The organism is Spirosoma aerophilum, assembly GCF_054782495.1.
Window position 1 is genome coordinate 2,082,631 of record NZ_BAAGSJ010000013.1, and the last position, 19,419, is coordinate 2,102,049.

Sequence of the window (19,419 nt, forward strand, 5' to 3'; positions counted from 1 at the left end):
TTATATTTTGTTTGGTAGAGTATTCTGACGGTATATGACGATCAAAGTACCAGAATTGTTCAAATTTTTCTGGCCAGATGCGGTCAGCCCCTCTTTAGTCCTTAGATTTGTGGCATTTGCATAAGTTTAATATAAGGCAGATAAATGACCGTTGTGCTGTGTTGCCAGCGCGGTGATTGAACTAAGGCTGTTGATAAATGCGGGGGTTCCCGGCACTACTTTTATGAAAATTATTTGCGTTGGCCGTAATTACGCTGAACACATCAAAGAACTTAATAACGAACAGCCTGAAGATCCCGTCATTTTCATGAAGCCCGAAACGGCTATTCCCTTAAAACACGACCCTTTTTTCTACCCCGACTTCTCCACTGACGTTCACTATGAAGTAGAAATTCTGGTTAAAATCAACCGGGTCGGGAAGAATATTGACGAGAAGTTTGCCCATAAATATTACGACGAGATTGGCGTTGGCGTTGACTTTACAGCCCGCGATGTTCAAAGCAAACTAAAAGCAAAAGGCTTACCCTGGGAATTAGCTAAAGGATTTAACGGCTCCGCACCTATCTCCGGCTTTGTGCCGAAAACTGATTTCCCGGATCTACAAAACCTGAATTTCAGCCTGGACGTCAATGGTGAAACCCGCCAGCAGGGCAACACCAGCCTTATGCTCTTTAAGATCGATTACCTGATCTCGTTCGTGTCGCGGTACTTCCTTTTGCAACAAGGCGACATTCTGTTCACCGGAACCCCCAAGGGAGTTGGCCCGGTTCAGGTCGGCGATAAGCTAACCGCTTTTATTGAGGGCAAACCAATGCTTACGTTCGATGTAAAATGAGCGTTTTTGACTTGTTAAGCACGCATCTTAACCGTTCCAACGCTTACATTTTCAATTGATTTAGCTTTTGAGACAAAGACTGATTTATAATTTGGTAATAGCCGCCCTGGTCAGTTCAGGACTGGCAATGGGGCAAACTGGTTTGACCTCAACACCAAAAAATTCGACAGCCCAGACAGGTTATATTCAACCCGGCACTATACAGGACGGTTATTTTCAATTTCCTATTCAGCCGGGGGGGGCCAATTCCCTGTCGGGTGGGATGGGCGATTTACGTCCGAACCACTTTCATGCGGGTTTGGATATCCGCACCGGTGGCCGCGAGGGGCTGGATGTTCACGCGGCCGCTGATGGCTATATATCCCGGATTGCGGTCTTTACTGGAGGATACGGCAACGTTGTCTTTATTAAACATCCCAATGGCCTTACCACGGTATATGGTCACCTCAAGACACTTAACGATACAATCGGTACGTTTCTTCGGGATCAGCAATACCAGAAAAAAACCTTTGAGATCGACCTTCGCCCTCAACCGGGTCAGTTTCCCGTTAAACAGGGCGACGTCATTGCAGCCTCTGGAAACACGGGTGGGTCAGGCGGACCACACCTTCACTTCGAGATTAGGGATGCCAAAGACAATCTGATTAATCCGCTGCTGTACGGTTTCTCAGAAATTCAGGACAACGTCCCACCCTATTTTGAACGAGTGGCGCTGAAAACTATGACGGCCACATCGCGCATTAACGGCGAATATCAACGGGTCAGCTTTGCCCCTACCCGACAGTCTGATGGTTCCTATACGATAACAAAACCGATAACAGCCTCCGGCCTGATCGGTCTTGAAGTACTTGGCTACGATAAGACCAGTGGGTCACCCTACCGCAATGGTATCAGTTGTCTGGAAATTCGTCTGGATGGACACGAAGTCTTTGCCTACAACATGAACAGTTTTCCGAACGAGCAAACCCGGTTCATGAACGTTCACGAAAACTATGAGGTGGAGCAGATGACAGGCCAGCGATACCACCGGGCTTACATTGCCGATGGCAACATCCTGAACCTGTACAAACTTCCCAGCAACGCAGCCTATCGCGGTCGTTTGCCTTTGCTCGATGGTCAGCCTCATGAAGTGACCTTAATACTCTATGACGCCTACGATCATTCGGCAAAACTTACCTTTACGCTCCTTCCGGAACCCACTCCAACAACGCCAAGACTGGATTCAATTGCCGTTCAGCCAGCAAATTATACAGCCGAATCTGCTGATGGGGAAACAGACGCCACGGTTACTACGGATGAGAACGTATTGAAGCTAACCATCAGACACACCCCTTCGGGTAATGCACCGGTTGCTAAACTTATTACGGGTCGAACCGTAACTGAGCAGCCAGTTAGTTATATACGTAACAACCAAGCTGTTTATCTTATAGATTTGCGGTACAATTTACCCGACTCGGTTCAATTTGGCCGGGGTGTCATTCGAACAAACTTTAAGAAACGTATTACACCCAACCGGGCAGAGGTTGTTACTGATGGGAATGTCCGGCTTGAGTTTACTACCAAAACCTTGTTTGATACTTTACACCTGGCCATGCGTTCATTACCGGGAGGTGGGCTGGAGATAAACCAGCCAACAATTCCGCTTAATGAATACCTGACCGTGCAGTATGCCCCTAATTACCCGATTGCCATTGACACCATGCGAACTAAAGCGTATTGGGTGAGTGGTGGCCGGGAAAGTTTTCTGGGGGGTAAATGGAGCAAAGGAAAGATTGAATTTAAAACCCGTTCGCTGGGTCGGTTTCGGTTAATGACAGATGCCACCCCGCCCACCGTTGAGATTCTGTCGGCAACACCAAAAGGTATCACAGCTAAGATCAGAGATGACCTGTCGGGTGTTGCTGAATTTCGGGCGTTGGTCAATGGCGAATGGGTTTTAATGCAGTACGATTATAAGCGGGCTTTGCTGTGGTCAGATAAACTGAACCCCGACGAACCGTTTGACGATGGTGCCGAGGTACTTGTTCAGGTCAAAGATCGATCCGGCAACATCGGCTCTGACAGCACAACGATCGAGGCTCCCCGGCCAGTGGTACGAAAAAAAGCTGCCCCTAAAAAAGCCGCACCCAAAAAGGGGCGGAAGAGACGATAAATTTTTACTCTGTAGGCCGGACCGCCCAAGCGGTTTCTTAAACCTTACAGGGCTGTAACAGCAAACCAATATGAGCCTGAACATTGGCGATACCGCTCCTGATTTTACGAGCACAGACCAGAACGGCAAACCCGTAAAACTGGCCGATTATCGGGGTAAAAAAGTAGTTCTTTACTTTTACCCCAAAGACAACACGCCAGGCTGTACAGCACAGGCTTGTAGCCTGCGGGATAATTATGCCGATTTACGGGCCGCCGGATACGAGGTTTTGGGTGTAAGTGTCGACGACCAGAAATCGCACCAGAAGTTTATCAATAAATTTGAGTTGCCCTTTACGCTCATCGCTGATACAGACATGCAGGTGGCTGAAGCCTACGACGTCTGGAAGGAGAAATCGATGTACGGACGAACATATATGGGCACTGTCCGGACAACATTTTTAATTGATGAGGAGGGTATTATCACGAATATTCTTCATAAGATAGATACCAAAAACCACGCAGATCAGATTTTAAAGTAACGCGGGCATCAGTCCGTCATTTTTGTTTAAAAAGCGGGTTCTCACCCGAATTACTCCATGGAAATAGAACAACTCAAAAGCACGGCTGTAGCCGTTCGACGCGACATCCTCCGCATGGTTGCGGCAGTAAACTCTGGTCACCCCGGCGGCTCATTAGGCTGCACCGATTTTTTGGTCGCCCTTTATTTTGATGTGATGAACCTGAAGCGCGATGCCGATGGTACACCTGTGTTCGATATGGACGGTCGGGATGAGGATTTGTTCTTCCTCTCAAATGGTCACATTTCGCCGGTTTTTTACTCGGTGCTGGCACGGGCGGGCTATTTCCCGGTTAGCGAGCTGGCTACCTTCCGTAAACTCGACAGCCGGTTGCAGGGTCACCCTACCACGGCTGAGCACCTGCCGGGCGTTCGCATTGCTTCAGGTTCGCTCGGTCAGGGCTTGTCAGTGGCCAGCGGTGCGGCTTATTCCAAAAAACTCAATGGCGACAAAAGCCACGTGTACGTTTTGATGGGCGACGGTGAACAACAGGAAGGCCAGATTTGGGAAGCAGCCCAGTTTGCTCCTAATAAAAAGCTGGGCAACCTGACAGCCATCATTGACCTCAACCACGCTCAGATCGACGGTACGACCGACAATGTAAACAGCAACCGCGATCTTGCCGCCAAGTACCGTGCTTTCGGCTGGTTTGTCGACGAGATGGAAGGTAATGACATTGAAGAAGTAATCCGGACACTCAAAAAAGCACAGGAAAATCCGGATGTACCAACAATGATCCTGATGCACACCGAAATGGGCTTTGGCGTGGAGTACATGGTTGGTAATTACAAATGGCACGGCACCGCCCCCAACGCCGATCAGTTAACCCAGGCATTGAACGGCCTGCCTTTATCAGTTGGTGTAACGGATTACTGATTTTGACTTATGCAGAGACGCAATCCCTCGCGTCTGTCGCATTTACATGACCAGGAAAATCCAGGTCATCAATAAAAATATTTGGACGAAAGAGGTACAATGTACATCTCCATTTCAAACGAATTCATGAAAAAATACGAATACACAGAGAAAAAAGATACCCGTTCGGGCTTCGGCGCGGGCATTGCCGAGTTAGGCCGTTCAAACCCCAACGTTGTTGCTTTAACAGCCGATCTGGCCGGTTCCCTCAAACTGGATACGTTTATTAAAGAGAACCCGGAGCGGTTTGTGCAATGCGGTATTGCCGAAGCCAACATGATTGGTGTATCGGCGGGCCTAACCATTGGCGGCCATATCCCCTTCGCTACAACCTTCGCTAACTTCGCCACGGGTCGAGTGTATGACCAGATTCGCCAATCAGTGGCGTATTCGAACAAGAACGTCAAGATATGCGCATCCCACGCCGGTTTGACACTGGGCGAAGACGGCGCAACACACCAGATTCTGGAAGATTTGGGCATGATGAAAATGCTGCCCAACATGACCGTTATCAATCCCTGCGATTATAACCAGACAAAAGCTGCGACCCTGGCTATCGCTGAACACGTTGGCCCCGTTTATCTACGATTCGGCCGCCCCGTGATTCCGGTGTTCACGCCTGCCGACCAGAAATTTGAAATTGGCAAAGCGTGGACCGTAAATGAAGGCAAAGACGTTTCGATCTTCTGCACAGGTCACCTCGTTTGGGAAGCCATCAAAGCCGGTGAAATCCTGGCCGGGGAAGGTATTGAAGCCGACATTATCAACATTCACACCATAAAACCGTTAGATGAAGAGGCTATTCTGGCTTCGGTCAAGAAAACGGGTTGTGCGGTATCAGCCGAAGAGCACATGATCAATGGTGGTTTAGGCGACAGCGTAGCGCAGGTTCTGGCCCGTAACTACCCTGCTCCACTCGAATACGTAGGCGTTCATGACACATTTGGCGAAAGCGCCACACCCGACCAGTTGATGCAGAAATACGGTCTCACCGCCGACAAAATTGTTGAGCAGGTGAAAAAAGCAATAGCTAGAAAATGAAAAGAGTCAGTAGGTTAGTAAGTCAGTAAGTTAGTAAGTGGCTGACGCCAAAGCAAAACGCGCCCGTGCGGTCAACCACTTACTGACTTACTGACTTATTGACTTACCAACTATGTATGACTGACGAAGAGATCCTCATTAAATACCGCGACCCGTCGAGCCGGAACTACGCCTTTAATCTGTTGGTGCGCAAGTATCAGCAGAAAATCTATTGGCATATCCGCAAAATGGTTATTGACCATGACGATGCTGATGATTTAGTGCAGGAAACGTTTATAAAAGTCTGGAACAGTCTGGAACAGTTTCGGGGTGATAGTCAGTTATATACCTGGGTATACCGTATTGCGACCAACGAATGCCTTAACTTCCTGAACAAAAAACGCCGGCGTTTTTTCCTACCCATTGGCGATGTGGAAGGTGAGTTAATGGAAAAGCTGGAAAGTAACGCCAACTATGTTACCTCGGGCAGTGAACCAACCGGAGAGGAAGTACAGATGAAGCTGCAAAAGGCGCTTCTGAAACTTCCCGACAAGCAGCGACTCGTATTCAACATGAAGTACTTTGATGACATGAAATACGAGGAAATTTCGGAGATCACCGGAACTTCGGTAGGAGCCCTAAAAGCTTCATATCATCTGGCCGTTAAAAAAATTGAGGATTTTATAACGAAAACGGATACGACCGATTAAACCCCGGCCGCTGGACACTGTCCAATACCTGAACTGAGAAAGAATTGTGTAATACGCACACCACTTACCATGAACGAGGATAGAAACTTCAGGCTTGACGAACTACCACCCGAACACCCGATGCGGCAACTTCCGTTTGCGGCACCGGATGGCTATTTCGATACGCTCCCCTCTCGGGTACAGGCGCGTGTACAACAAAAGACAAAACCTGCCTTCCGTATTAGCTGGTCTTGGCAGCGTACCGCAGCCTCGTTGGTAGGTGCCAGCCTGATTGCCTTACTGGTTTGGCAAACGATACCACAGCGACAGGAAGCTCTGCCCAGCGAAGCACTCGCCGGCGTGAGTAATGAAGTCATTAGCGCTTACCTCGATGAGCAGGGTATCAATGCAGATGAACTGGCCGACAGCCAGCAGCTTCACTCATCACTGGGAACGGATACGACGGCGATTCAATTTCTGAACGTTCAGCCTATAGACATTCAGCAGCACATTAAGGAGGAGTACTTCACAGACAATCCGACTTTCGGCTCCTGATTTATTAAGCATGGTTAATTTTACCGCGATGAAACACGCATGGATTGGCTGGATGATTGCCCTGACGCTGACGACTCAACTCGTTTATGCGCAAAACGATCTCAACGGACGCCAGAAAATTGAATCGGCAAAGATTGGACTTATTACCAATCGCCTTAACCTGACGACTGATCAGGCTCCCCAATTTTGGGCAGTTTATAATGAATACAACGCGAAAAAGCAGGAATTGAACCGGCGAATTCGACAACTGAATAAAGAACCGGCGCGTGCAAACCTGAATGATAACCAATTGGTCGACGGTTTACGGGAGGTGAATGCCACCAAACAAAAACTGGCCGACCTCGATGAGGAGTACATGAGCCGATTTTTGAAAGTTATCAGCCCAGCGCAACTGAAAGAGTTGTATAACACGGAGCAAATGTTCAACAAAATGCTTTTGAACAAGCTGAACAACTCAAATTAAGCACTTATGCAGTAGTAGTTAAGCAAATGCCGGGCTTCCGGAGCGGTTAACTGGTTAAAAATTTGATAATCAATCATTTGTTTGCAGAAAACCAATTAACCAATTCCCTGTTAGCTTATCTATTATTACTTAAAAAGATAAAACAATACGCAAGAAAAAGCCTGACAGTTGACTGTCAGGCTTTTTCAGGTTTTAAGCACTAGTAAGAAAGGGTCTTCTGATTACTTATCCAACGTGAATAATGGCTGCGTAGCGGACAGATGTTTACAGGAAAATTCTACAAACCCGCGACATCTTCCCACCATTCATTTCGCTCAATATACCCACTTCACTGAATTAACTACTCAGCACTAACTAACGTGAATAATGGGTTGATTAGCTTAAAATCTAGCTTATACGCAGTTATCACCCACGTTATACAGCGATTAGATCAAAAAGATTTAACCACAGAGGCACAAAGAACACAGAGGTTAAATCTTTTTGATCTAGCCTGGATTCTGATCTTCAGTTAAACGAATGCTAACCTGCATTTAGCCATTATTCACGTTAACTAAGCATCCTTAAGGCATTTTCAGCGAATAAAGCTGGTTGAACAGGAGTTTAAATGTACCTTGTGCCTGTGCGCGGAAGGTAATTTCCGGTCCGAAGGCCAGAAGTTTACCGGAGCCAATCGGTGCCATAAATGCGGCCACCCCATCCTGTAAATAGGACTGTCCCCATGCCCATCCACTCCGCAAGGGCTTAGCGGTCGAGAACCATGCCAGCGGTTTAACCTCTCCCTTCGCAATCGCGTCGGGAGCGATTTTAAATACTGGACTGGCATCGAAATAAACATCTGTTTTTGATGGCATACCCCAGGTTGCTTGCTGCGTGGAGTCCAGATCAATTTGCAGAATGCTGCCGGGAATGTAATATTTCTCCGCTGGCAGTGAACGTTCCTGCCCACTGGCAGTCATTTCAACCAGGGCATTCTTTACGGGTAAACCGAGGTGATAGGCCAGGTTTGTACTGGAGCCAATCGTGACAACGTTGCCACCTGCTTCCATAAACTTCTTCAGCTGCGGAATCGACTTCTCGGGCGTGATTTTTCCTAACCAGGGGCGATATTCACTCGGCAGCTCTTCGGCTTTAGGCTCTCTACCCCCGCCATACTCGCCTTCCCCACGACCACCAGCCGCATTCCCCATTGCGGGAATAGCACGGGTCACGAAGACAATAACATCATATTTCTTTTTCAAATCACCAGCGTCGATGTCCTGTGGATAAATCAACTGCATCGGAAAATGGTACTGCTCCATCAGCCAACGCACCCAGCCCGATGGCATCGATCCACCGTAAGTATCCCACAACCCAATTCGCAAAGGGGTTACTTTGCTCATTTGAGCTGTTGGCTTTTTAGCCAGCCCGATCACGTCAAGACCTAAATCACTAACAGATTTATCCAGTAAGGATTTTGCCTTGGTCGAGGCTGGAATAAAAAACGACCCCGCTTCAACGCCCGACTTATCGCCGGTGCCGTTCGGTAGCCGATATACGTCGACACCCGATTTGAGCAGATCATTTACAGCAATGAATGAGTTATTAGCCCGTGCGCCCAACACATACCCGGCCGCAGCAGAACCAGCCACATGCCCTTTAGGGGATTGAAGTTCGCCATAAGGCAGTTTTTTGAATGGCCCGTCGAAGCCATCCAGCACCCGGTCAAACTGTACGCCCATCTGGAAAGCCAGCGTCCAGCCAGCGGCATCATACGGACGAACCGGAGGCCCGCCAGGATATTGAAAATCATTAGGGTGATCCTGTGGTTCGAACATGTCAATGACGTGCGGCCTAAACGCCTGATCGGTCTTTACGATGTAAGAACCCGCCGGGTATTTTTTACCAGCCACCGAAAAATCGGCAGTAGCCTCCTGAATCTGAATACCGGTCTTTATTAACGCATTAACAAACTTAACCGCCGTTGGAAAGTCGGGTTGGTTAGCCGGAATGATGAACCCGCGAGGATCGCGCAGTACAGGGGCCTTCATGATCGTATCGAAATACTTAAGGGGCATTCCACCACCACGGGGCAGCAGACCGTACTGATCCGGACCTGCCGCAGCCCCTGCCGGGTTTTTCTTTTGATCGGCCTGATACGCCTGCGTAATCGCATCAATCCGCTTTGGCGACAAGGTCCAGTAGTCTTTACTGCCTCGCTCAATGGAGTTCTTACCCATCCGGTAGATGTTATACAGCAATTCGTCGGCATGACGGGCGGCATAATTCAGCGTCGCATAGTTCAGTGATACGGAATAATCGATCGACTGCTTGAAATGCCATTTTTGCGGAGTGACCGGGAATGGCGTGTTTCCATTTGGAATCAGGCGGTTGGGTACGAGTGGAACATCTTCAGGGGTTGGGTTGCCAATGATCTCGGTTAGCAGACCGATCATGTTGTGAAAGTGCGTGGTTGTCCGCAGACCGCCATTGTACCAGGTTGAAAAAACCGAGCCGCCAAGACGGGTGAACCCTGGCTTGTTCTCGGCGTTCAGCCGGTTGATCATAGCCGCGCCCAACGCATCGATACCGGTTATCATCAATGGATCGAACACGTAATTGAATGGGTCACGGTAGGGCGGCCCGGCCAGGACCGAACCGGCAGGACCGCGCTGGTGGTGGTTGTACATGATTTGCGGCATCCATTCCACAAACAACTGGCGACCAATATTCTGCGACTCTTTCATGTTCATGATAAAGAAATCGCGGTTATTGTCGTGCCCTACGTACTTCTGATACAAACGGGGTAAGTTATCCAGCGAACGCTTTTCTGGCGTTGGGTTGCGCATGTACCAGTTCGATACGATCTCCTGACCGTCCGGATTGGCATGGGTCATCAGAATGACAACATTATCGAGAATCTTGAGGGTTTCGGGGTCTTTACGACTCACCAGTTGATAAGCCGTTTCAATGAGTTGGTGCGTACCTACCGTCTCAGTTGCGTGCAAGCCGCCATCAATCCAGACAATGGCTTTTCCTTCAGCCGACAGTGCACGAGCCTGCTCTTCGCTAATACCTTCGGCACGGGCCAGTTTTTGCGATATACTTTTGTAGGTATCGAGTTTCTTCAGGTTTTCGGGAGAAGAAACAATCATCATAAACTGATGACGCCCTTCTTCTGTCAGACCAATGTCGGTGAGTTTAGTGCGGTCTGAAGCGGCCAGCTTCTTAAAGTAGGCTTCGGTCTGGGTGTAGGTGGCGAGGTGATAATCGTCACCAATGTTAAAGCCAAAATGCTCTTTAGGCGTGGGAATCGTCTGAGCCTGTACCGTCGGCAAGCCGATTAGCAGGACAAACATGAAGGAATGGAGAACTTTTTGAATCATAGAAGTAGTATGTCAGGTTGTCGATGTATTGACCCTCCAAATTAGTGACTTTTGGGCATACGCCCGCACTATAATTCCAAAGGATAACTAATTTTTCCACATTAGTGCCTTTTTTTATACTGCACTTTAACATTAAAGCAAAAGTTAATTAGGCATTCTGGCCGATTTCTCAGCCGTAAGGTTTATGCACAAAAAAAGTGGACACAGTCTGCATCCACTTTTTTTGTAAGCCCTTTTACGGACTATATATTCCTGGCACCGGTTTCCTTCCAGCTCCTCGACGTTGCCGATTCGATAACAGCCTCACAAACTTTCTGGGTTTCCAGGGCATCCTGGAAGGTTGGCGCACAGGCCTCTCCAGTTTCGAGACTTTGGAAGAAATCAGCGGCCTGGTGTACGAAGGTATGTTCATAGCCGATAATCGTACCGGGAATCCACCACCGTTTCATATAAGGCTGATCACTGTCGGTTACTAAAATGGAACGCCATCCCCGAACGATCGAATCATCTGAGTGATCGAAATACTCCAGACGGTTCATGTCGTGTAAATCCCAGCGGATAGACGCGTGTTCGCCGTTGATCTCCAAGGTATATAACGCCTTGTGTCCGCGAGCATAGCGGGTCGCTTCGAAAAGCCCCAGGGAGCCGTTTTCGAAGTGGCAATGGAATATACAGGCATCATCGATACCCACTTTTTGCACTTGTCCGGTCAACTGGTGAACGCGCTCTTTGATAAATGTCTCCGTTACAGCCGATACATCGGTAATGGCTCCGTTGATCCACATAGCGGTATCAATACAGTGGGCCAGCAAGTCGCCGGTTACTCCAGACCCGGCCGCATCAGAATCCAGGCGCCAGAGGGCGGTGCCACCCTGCGGCAGGTCGGCGCTGATGGTCCAGTCCTGCAGGAAATTGGCCCGGTAGTGGAAAATCTTGCCTAGTTTACCTGAATCAACGATCTGTTTGGCCAGCGTAACGGCTGGTACCCGGCGATAGTTGTACCAAACGGTATTTTTAACGCCAGCCTTCTCAACAGCTTCCACCATCTGCTGAGCTTCAGCAACGGTACGGGCGAGGGGTTTTTCGCACAGAATCATTTTGCCGGCTGCAGCTGCAGCAATGGCGATTTCGGCGTGTGAATCGTTGGGCGTACAGATGTCGACAGCGTCGACGTCATCACGGGCAATAACCGCCCGCCAATCGGTTTCCACTGATTCGTAGCCCCACTGATCGGCGAACTTTTGTACATTTTCGGCATTCCGCGAACAAACCACTTTCAGAACCGGACGGTATTCCAGTTCAGGGAAGAAGTCGCCAATGCGTTTATAGCCATTCGAATGCGTCCGGCCCATTAAGCCGGTACCTATTAATCCTATTCGTATCTCTTTTTTGGGTGTCATATTTCAGGTGGTTATTTATGTAGAGACGCCATACGTTACGCCTTATACTACAATTAATTGCCAACAAAGAGACGCAAGGAACTGCGTCTCTACTCGTACCAACCGTGTTCTTTACGAACCTTGATCATGGTGGCCAGAATGTCGTTCCAGGTTTGCTGGTTCGTCATAACCGCGTTGGGAAACATACAACCATCCCAGCAAATGTGTTTAAAGGCTTTAGTGAGCACTCCGTTTTCATCGCGCAGCCAATAACCGGCATCATGAACGACGTCAAGCTTACCATTTGGGTCCAGTGCCTGGCAGTGACGACCCGTTTTATCATGCGAACCTGATCCAAACACAGTTCCGTCGTTTTGGGCAACGTGGAAGTCGATTGTCCAGGGGCGTAATGCTTTGGTTAGTGTTTTTAGTGCTTCATCCAGAGCAGCCCGGTCACTCCAGTCGAAGTCGGGGGGCAGAATACGGTCCTGCTCCCGGTTATAGCCCATAGTGTATAAAAGCGTGTGGGCCATATCGGCTTGAAAACCCATATTTGGCCGATCCACAGCTTCGAGTGTTTCGAGCATCGTTTTCCAACTGTGCATACCACCCCAGCAGATTTCGCCTTCGGCAGCCAGTTTTTCGCCATACTCAGCGGCCACATCGCAAGCTTCCCGGAAGGTCTGGGCAATTAGTTTGGAGTTTCCGGCAGGATCGGCGTCCCAATCGTGAGGAGAGCTGGCCGAGTCGATGCGCACGACGCCACTTGGACGAATGCCGAGTTCGGTTAATTTTTGACCAATATGGCAGGATTTCCGCACCATCTCCACGAAGTTGGCCCGGTCCTCCTTACTTCCCATGGCAGGTCCACCCCATATCGGAGCGACCAGAGAGCCAATTTTCAGGTTATATCCTCCTACTTTATCAGCCAGCTTTTTGATTTCATCATCCGATATATTGACATCAATATGTTCGAATAGCGCCAGATCAACGCCATCGAATTTCACGCCATCTACTTCGGCCGCAGCTGTCATTTCCAGCATGGTATCGAAGCCAATAACGGGTTCAGAGTCAGGGCCTTTTCCAACAACACCCGGCCACATGGCGTTGTGAAGCTTGGGATAGTTATTCTCGTTCATTGGGGTTGGTTATATGGTTTATGAAAGGTTATAACACAGAGATGAAAGGAGATGCACAGAGATTTACTTAAATAAAGGAACCTCTGTGCATCTCCTTTATCCTCCGTGAATCTCCGTGTAACAATAATTTATAATACCAAATCAGGATTGGCGGGCCCGAAGTGTTTCAGCATGACAATGGGGTCCGTCGATGAGGCATTGACGATGGTTACGCCTTCCAGAGCCGCTTTTTCACTCACGAAGAATTCATCATTGGTCAACTGACCGTACCGGATCATCGTTGGTGTTTCAATGTCCCAGTCATTCAGTTTGCCATGCCCCTGCATCATGATCAGGCCGTAAGCTGCGCTGTCTTTGATCGTCACAGTCTGTCCGGGCAGCACCGTAAGCTCTTTGGCGCTGAAAGCATCGGATTTATAGCAAACCCATGTTTCAACATAGCCTTCCATTTCTTCGAGCGGCCGTACGGGTTTGGGTCTCATGAACCGGTTTGCCATCATCTGGGGGTCGACGTTCAGATCCCAGTCGATGGCTTCCATGAGTTGGTCGTAATCGCCAATGCGATCTTTGGGTGTGCCATTCCATAGCAGCTCTTCCGGAATGATCGCTTCGTTCACCAGCGACTGATACATGGCGAACACGTCCGACGCTTTCTGCGGTTCGTAGGTACACATGCTGCCGGGGGCATGAAGTAATCCCGGTGGCACATCCCAACCCGTTCCCGGCTCCAGCCTATAGGCCGACGAGTAGTTGGTAATTTTGTTATCGCCTTTCGTGAAGTTCTGCAGACACTCTTTTATCTGTTCTTTCGACGTTCCCGGTGCGATACCAAAGAATGTATATGGAAAATCGCCACCGTGGTTGTTGACCTGTGGGGGGAAATAATACGCTTCGGGTTTGCCCAACTGGCCAATCAGAGCCGCCTGTTCATCGTTGTGGTGCAGGTGATGCGGTAACGGCCCCATGTTATCGAAAAACTTGGAATACATAGGCCAGGCACCGTATTCATTCCACAAACGGTCACCAATGAGTTCACCTTTCAACTCACTCACCGCATCTTTTAACAGGAACTGAACCTCCTGTCCATTATCGTTAAAAACGACATGGCTCAAGCCTTCATTTTCGCCCGTTAGCGGGCCATTTTTAGCGGGTGTGGTCGACGAGAACCAGCGCTCATCGATACCGCCCCGCTCGCCACCCAAAACATAATAATCATCCGGGTGTAATTTAATTCGACGGCCCGGCACACAAAATGATCGGGGTACCCAGGTTGGGGTTAGCCGCAAAACCCCTTTTCCTTGTTCTAATGCTTTTTCAATGACACTGAGTGTTGGTGTTGTTTCCATTATAGGGTGTATTAATAGTCAGCTAAAGTTGTTTGGCAAGAAAGTCATCAATTGTCACTTTCTCATGTAAAATTTCTAATTCAAGATCATAATGCCGTGTTTCTCCCGGTGCCAGAAACAAAAGTTCGTTCTGCTCGCGGGCTTTTGCCTGGCCGATGAGGGGGTTGGTCGTCGGTTCAAGACCGGTGACGTACTCCCCTTTTCCCCAATGCTGCCAGTTGATGAGCCAGGGCAGTTGGGCCTTCCGGAAGCGAAGGGCTACGGCCATCCCCAGTTTAGCATTGTACAAACCGGCGTTACACTGGCCTGAGTTGTCGGGAGCGGCATCAATGGACGCTACGGCTTCACCGGTGCCGCTATGCGAATCCAGCGGGGCCGGGCACTTCCGAAAGTCGTTGCCTTCATGAAAAATGTCGGCATTGATACCGCCATCGCGTGCCTGCCAGTCCCCTTTCCAGATAATATCCGTTCCTTCATCCACCAACGGCCAACCGAAATTGAAGTGATACAACAGCATGTGTGGCGCAGGGGTATTGGCCCGATTGATGACCTCATCGTGAATCCGGATAAAAGGCTGGCCGAGTGTCCCGGAAATGGTCCGGCGCAGCTCGAGACTGGGACCAAATATTTTGGTTTCCCTGATTCGGCCAGTGATGCTCATCTCCAGTTGCCCCCTAAGCGGATCGGGTTGGATGATGGATTCGATTTCGGCCGGGCAGTTGCTGATCTGCCCATGCAGACCGCGTTCGCCATAAGCATCCTGTTCTGGCCCACCCACGTGCGAGAGACCGCATGTGGTGAGCAGACCACCCCCAAACGTACGAAGCCAGTCGGCTCCTTTGTCGGAAAATGGCTCGGGAGGAGTAATGCCGGTGTGACTGAGCCAGGCCAGACTATGCTGGTTAAAAAATGCATCAGCAATGTCCATGGCGCGATCGATAACCACTTTGTACCGTAGACCGGTGCCGGTGTTAATCCAGGCAATGCGCGTTCCACGACCGGTACCGTTGTCCAGGATGGATGTTTCGATGCCGCCAATCTGGGCTGGGTTGGATACTTTGTCTGTCCAGGATTGTTGAGTCAAGATTCGTTATTAGTTAAGTGGTTAAATGGTGGAGTAGTCAATTGGTTTAATGGTCGAATCATCATTGTGTAACTGCAATTAACCACGCCACCAATTGACCACTTAACCAATAACCAAATTACAACTGCTTCAGCATCAGGTTTCGGTACTGAACTTTCATAGGCGGGCCTACGTGTACCTGAACGCCCAGAAGGCCTTTCGATTTACCGTTTACGGTATCTTCATCAATGACTTCACTCATCAGTACATCGTTGATGTAGTGCTGTAATCGATTGCCTTTTATGACGAGCCGAAATGTATTCCAGTCTTCACTCTTGATTAGCGTTTTAAGCGAGTCTGAACTACCCAGCGAGCCGGTAACGGTCAAACCACCCCATGCATTTCTCTTCACATTGGCCCGAACAGCTTCAGGTGTTGCCTCCCCTGTATAGGGCGGTATCGTTGTTTTTTGGCCGCGATACGCCAGAGTTGTCCGTTTCCGTTCTTCGTAATTCTGTCCTGTGTAGCGATTTTGGCCATCGATATCGGCCTGATAACCACGTAGGGCAAAGGGCACATCGGTCAACTGCTCGCTTCGGTAATTAATACCGGAGTTACCCGCTTCGGTAATATTAAACTCGCCTTTGAATTCAAAATCTCCAGGTTCACCACCGCGCCAGATGATAAAATTGTTGGTCTTGAGTAATGTGGCGGGGGTTATCTCTCCAACCAGATTACCGTTTTCTACCCGCCAGTAGGTTGGATCGCCCTCCCATCCTTTGAGTGATTTACCATCGAAAATCTGAACAAAGCCGTTCTTCTTCTTTTGAGCTACGCATGACGAATTAATGCTACCCGCCGTAATAACGGCCAGCACAAGACCAAGCTGAATAAAGTTGAGCCTCACTTTTTTAAGCATAAGAGTTTATTTTTTAAGTGTAGCGCGGGTTTCCACGGCAATGGCCGCCCCCACCCGCGCTACTTAATTATTTACCTTTCGTTCCGCCAGCAGCCGCTTTATATACCTCATTATTCTGATTTCCGCCTGATTTCAGGTAGGCTACCAAATCCCTGAGTTCGTCCGGGTTCAGGCTATTAATCAGACCAGGCAGCATGATCGAAACGGTTGAATTTTTCTTGGACACCACATCTTTTTTAGCAACCTTCCGAAGCTCGTCGGGCGCAAACGGGTTTTGCGAAATCGAGTAGTTGGCCTTATCCTCATTCACCAGACGACCCAGCACAGACTGACCATTTTTGAGTGTAAAAATGGTAGACACATACTGATCCGAAATAGCTTTATCGGGGTGAATAATAGCTTCAAGAATATCTTTATTCGAGAAACGAGTACCAAGCTGGGTCAGATCCGGGCCTATATCGCCCCCCTGTCCACCCATAGAATGGCAACGGCTGCAAAGAATGGCCGAGTAAATCTTTTTCCCGGTATCGAAGCTACGCCCGGCTAGTCCGCTATCAATAACGGCCACGGCCTTATCCAGCTCCCAGCGTCGGCCCGGTCCCTTGGGGGCATAATCCATAACAAAGTCGTTCCCGTTGGCCGTCAACAGATCGGCCCCCGAAAGCTTGTTATATTTTTCAACCTGCTCTTTCGGTACGTGATTCAAGGCCAGTTTACGGGCTCTGTCAATGAAGCCGACGTAGCTTCGGCCACCCTGGAACTTAAACGCATTATTGAACCAGGTGAAGTACTTGGTCCGCAGTTCGGGCGTCCAGCCAGCATCGGCACGGCTCAACATAACGGCATAGAACGTCTGTTGTAACGGTGGCACCTTTTCCAGCATTTTAGCAATATCCAGACCGTACTGAGGGTTACGAAGGATAAGGTCGGAGGAGGCTGTTGCGGTTTCAAGTCCTAAATCTTTGCTGCCTGCCTCATCTTTTATGTCCATCAGCGCCAGTGTTTTATTCACAACACCCGGCGCATCCAGCGAAATCAGCACCCGGCTAAGTCCCCGATTCAGCAGAGCTGTTTTGGCGGGATAACGTGGGTTGAGGTACGCAATAACTTTATCCCGATCAGCCCCTTCAGGCATGCCCATCCGCAGGAAGACCAGTTCAAAGGCGCGACAGAGATCAAATTGCTGCGACTCCGATAATTGATCATACTTAATGGACACCAGGGCGTTCAACAATTTGCTTTTCTGGGTAGGATCGCCGTGTCGGGCGAGTGCAATGGCTGATTGCGTCAGGCGCTGGGGGTCGGTTTCCGCAAATACCCGATCCTGCCACTGCGCTACCGGCTGGTGCTCAACGGCGATCCGGGCGGCATACCGCACAAAGCGATCGGGATTATTCAGATTCGGCCAGGCGGCAGCCAAAGCAGCCGGATTAGCGCCCTTATGGTATTGCTCCAGTTGCGTTCTTAATTGGTGCTCTTTGGTAATAACGGGTGTTTTGGCAACCGGTGTTACCGACTCGGTACCGGTATAAGTAATCCGGTATAAATCCGACTCCAGTCGACGACCACCCGTCAGGAAATACATAGCTCCATCGGGACCAAACATACCATCGGTCAATGGCAGTGGCGAACCCGAAATAAACTCTTCCCGTTCGGCTTCGTAGGTTGAGCCTTTGGGTTTGAGGTAAATCGAGTAAATAATGCCGAAGCTCCAGTCAAAGGCAAATAAAGACTGGCGATACCGTTCCGGGAAACGCGCCTTGGCGCCGTACATCAGGTTCGTTGGCGATCCCTGTCCAATGTTCAACAGAGGTGGCAAATTATCCGGGCTGCCGGGCAACCATTTCCCATTACCCGTACGCCAGCCAAATTCGGCACCACTGGTTACGTGGCAAATGCGGGTAGGCCGGTACCAGGGCAGACCAAAATCCCACTCCATATCGGAATCATAGGCAAACATGTCGCCTGCTTCATTGAAGGCTATATCGAAGGCATTCCGGAAACCCGCACCCATCAGTTCCCACCGCTTTCCCTCCGGGTCAATATTAGCGATCCAGCCGCCCGGGGCCATACGGTCGTTGGCATGCCCGCGCGGATCCTTTATCTGTGGGAAGAGATTGTCTTCTTTCCAGTTTGGTGGTAAGCGATAGGCATCCATTTGCGGCACGTCGACGTGATTCCCCGCCACGAGGTATATAGACTTTCCATCGGGCGAAAGCTTCATACTGTGCGGACCATGTTCGCCCTCCTGCCCTTTCAGTTCCTTCAGCAGAGTAATGGTTTCAAACTGATCGTCGCCGTTCGTATCCTGAAGACGGTATAACCCGGTAGGTTTGTTGAACTTTGGGTTCACCCGGTTATTTACCATCACATAGAGGCTATTGAAGGCGTACAATAAGCCCTGGGCATAGCCCATGCCGACTGTCGTATCGCCGGGCTGAACAACGCCAACCTGCAACTTCTCCACCTTTGGCTGCTGCGCCCCTGAGCCGATGGGGGGTATCTCCAGTCGATACAAAAAGCCGTACTGATCGGAGGTAATCATCCGGCCTTTATCATCAAACGTCATCGCTACCCACGAACCCTGCTTGTTGTCGGAAGGGCTGTAGATATGTTCGGCTTTGAAGCCAGGCTGCAGTTTCAGTTTGTCAAGTTTGGGGTTGTCTGCTTTGGTCGTTTCGGAAGTGACTCCGCTCATGTTGACCCAGGATGTTCCAACCAGAACAATGGCTGAAACAGCTAGCAGCAACTTCGCTGATCTGTTGGTAAAGAACATAATTTTATTGAGTAAGTATGTTAATTGAAAGCCTTGCTGTTGGCCTGTTGAGTGCTGATTGATAAAATCTGTTCTGGTTTATGAAAAGCAGGATGAACAGCCAATATACCGACAGATTTTGGGCTGGCAGGGGAAAGAAAAGAAGCAGAGCCGAAACGATTCTGCTTCTGTTGAATCATAATTACCAACCTAGATTAAACATTAAAATCTTGTTAATCGAATTCCTACTCTATGCCTTTAATAACCT

General features: G+C 49.3%; 16 protein-coding genes. 8 read left to right on the forward strand and 8 right to left on the reverse strand.

The features are described 5' to 3' along the window. Positions 1 to 223: 223 nt before the first annotated feature. The 8 genes from ACYVK4_RS20020 (at position 224) to ACYVK4_RS20055 (ending at position 7,188) form a co-directional block, all read left to right on the forward strand. Positions 224 to 835: a fumarylacetoacetate hydrolase family protein gene (locus ACYVK4_RS20020; RefSeq protein ID WP_461129299.1), complete on the forward strand. Its 612-nt coding sequence runs from the start codon at positions 224 to 226 to the stop codon at positions 833 to 835. A 127-nt stretch (positions 836 to 962) separates the two neighbouring features. Beyond that, positions 963 to 2,987 carry a M23 family metallopeptidase gene (locus ACYVK4_RS20025; protein WP_461129620.1) on the forward strand — a complete coding sequence of 675 codons (2,025 nt, stop codon included), beginning with the start codon at positions 963 to 965 and terminating at the stop codon, positions 2,985 to 2,987. A gap of 70 nt (positions 2,988 to 3,057) precedes the next feature. Beyond that, on the forward strand, positions 3,058 to 3,507 hold the full coding sequence (gene bcp, locus ACYVK4_RS20030; RefSeq protein ID WP_461129300.1) for a thioredoxin-dependent thiol peroxidase: 450 nt from the start codon (positions 3,058 to 3,060) through the stop codon (positions 3,505 to 3,507). A gap of 57 nt (positions 3,508 to 3,564) precedes the next feature. After that, entirely contained in the window at positions 3,565 to 4,422 is an 858-nt protein-coding gene (locus ACYVK4_RS20035) for a transketolase (RefSeq protein WP_461129301.1), read from the forward strand. A gap of 126 nt (positions 4,423 to 4,548) precedes the next feature. Then, positions 4,549 to 5,502 (forward strand): transketolase family protein, encoded by a 954-nt coding sequence (locus ACYVK4_RS20040; protein ID WP_461129302.1) that lies wholly within the window; start codon positions 4,549 to 4,551, stop codon positions 5,500 to 5,502. Positions 5,503 to 5,618: 116 nt separating this feature from the next. Further along, positions 5,619 to 6,191 carry an RNA polymerase sigma factor gene (locus tag ACYVK4_RS20045; RefSeq protein WP_461129303.1) on the forward strand — a complete coding sequence of 191 codons (573 nt, stop codon included), beginning with the start codon at positions 5,619 to 5,621 and terminating at the stop codon, positions 6,189 to 6,191. A 69-nt stretch (positions 6,192 to 6,260) separates the two neighbouring features. Continuing rightward, positions 6,261 to 6,725, forward strand: coding sequence for a hypothetical protein (locus ACYVK4_RS20050; protein ID WP_461129304.1), 465 nt, complete (start codon positions 6,261 to 6,263; stop codon positions 6,723 to 6,725). Positions 6,726 to 6,735: 10 nt separating this feature from the next. Then, the gene (locus tag ACYVK4_RS20055) at positions 6,736 to 7,188 is read left to right on the forward strand and encodes a hypothetical protein (protein WP_461129305.1); all 453 of its coding nucleotides are present in this window, start codon (positions 6,736 to 6,738) and stop codon (positions 7,186 to 7,188) included. 560 nt (positions 7,189 to 7,748) lie between these two features. Here the strand turns inward: ACYVK4_RS20055 and ACYVK4_RS20060 are convergent. From ACYVK4_RS20060 to ACYVK4_RS20095, 8 genes are all read right to left on the reverse strand, one after another. Further along, complete coding sequence (locus ACYVK4_RS20060; protein WP_461129306.1) at positions 7,749 to 10,550, reverse strand: M14 family metallopeptidase; 2,802 nt, start codon at positions 10,548 to 10,550, stop codon at positions 7,749 to 7,751. A 242-nt stretch (positions 10,551 to 10,792) separates the two neighbouring features. Further along, positions 10,793 to 11,950 (reverse strand): Gfo/Idh/MocA family protein, encoded by a 1,158-nt coding sequence (locus tag ACYVK4_RS20065; RefSeq protein WP_461129307.1) that lies wholly within the window; start codon positions 11,948 to 11,950, stop codon positions 10,793 to 10,795. Positions 11,951 to 12,039: 89 nt separating this feature from the next. Continuing rightward, positions 12,040 to 13,068: a sugar phosphate isomerase/epimerase family protein gene (locus tag ACYVK4_RS20070; protein ID WP_461129308.1), complete on the reverse strand. Its 1,029-nt coding sequence runs from the start codon at positions 13,066 to 13,068 to the stop codon at positions 12,040 to 12,042. Between the two features lie 128 nt (positions 13,069 to 13,196). Beyond that, a complete protein-coding gene (locus tag ACYVK4_RS20075) occupies positions 13,197 to 14,414 on the reverse strand; it encodes a class I mannose-6-phosphate isomerase (protein WP_461129309.1) in 1,218 nt (405 codons plus the stop codon). 22 nt (positions 14,415 to 14,436) lie between these two features. Further along, positions 14,437 to 15,498, reverse strand: coding sequence for an aldose 1-epimerase family protein (locus tag ACYVK4_RS20080; RefSeq protein WP_461129310.1), 1,062 nt, complete (start codon positions 15,496 to 15,498; stop codon positions 14,437 to 14,439). Positions 15,499 to 15,616: 118 nt separating this feature from the next. Continuing rightward, entirely contained in the window at positions 15,617 to 16,396 is a 780-nt protein-coding gene (locus ACYVK4_RS20085; RefSeq protein ID WP_461129311.1) for a 3-keto-disaccharide hydrolase, read from the reverse strand. A 67-nt stretch (positions 16,397 to 16,463) separates the two neighbouring features. Further along, positions 16,464 to 19,172, reverse strand: coding sequence for a c-type cytochrome (locus ACYVK4_RS20090; RefSeq protein ID WP_461129312.1), 2,709 nt, complete (start codon positions 19,170 to 19,172; stop codon positions 16,464 to 16,466). A gap of 20 nt (positions 19,173 to 19,192) precedes the next feature. Next, complete coding sequence (locus tag ACYVK4_RS20095) at positions 19,193 to 19,351, reverse strand: hypothetical protein (RefSeq protein WP_461129313.1); 159 nt, start codon at positions 19,349 to 19,351, stop codon at positions 19,193 to 19,195. Positions 19,352 to 19,419 lie beyond the last annotated feature (68 nt).